Source organism: Paenibacillus popilliae ATCC 14706, assembly GCF_000315235.1.
Lineage (GTDB): Bacteria > Bacillota > Bacilli > Paenibacillales > Paenibacillaceae > Paenibacillus_B > Paenibacillus_B popilliae.
On sequence record NZ_BALG01000438.1, the window covers coordinates 1 to 226 of the forward strand.

Here is a 226-nt window from a genome sequence, read left to right on the forward strand (position 1 = left end):
TCATTTGCTGATCATAGCGGGCTGCAATCTCGGCTATTCTGTTCTTGGTTGCATTCACTTGTTTTTGGCCTTCACGGATGGCTTGTATTTGCTGTTTGACCCGCCTATCCGATCCTCGACCTTTAGGATGCCTCCCCTGCCGTATTTGCGATAATAGATTCAAATCCTGAATTTTTCCATTATTATTTTCCCTTATTTCTATCATAATTTGTTCTTGAAGCTCTTC

1 protein-coding gene is annotated in these 226 nt (G+C 41.6%); it reads right to left on the reverse strand.

The features are described 5' to 3' along the window. On the reverse strand, positions 1-226 hold a 226-nt coding region (locus PPOP_RS24805), incomplete at both ends, for a hypothetical protein (RefSeq protein ID WP_006288121.1).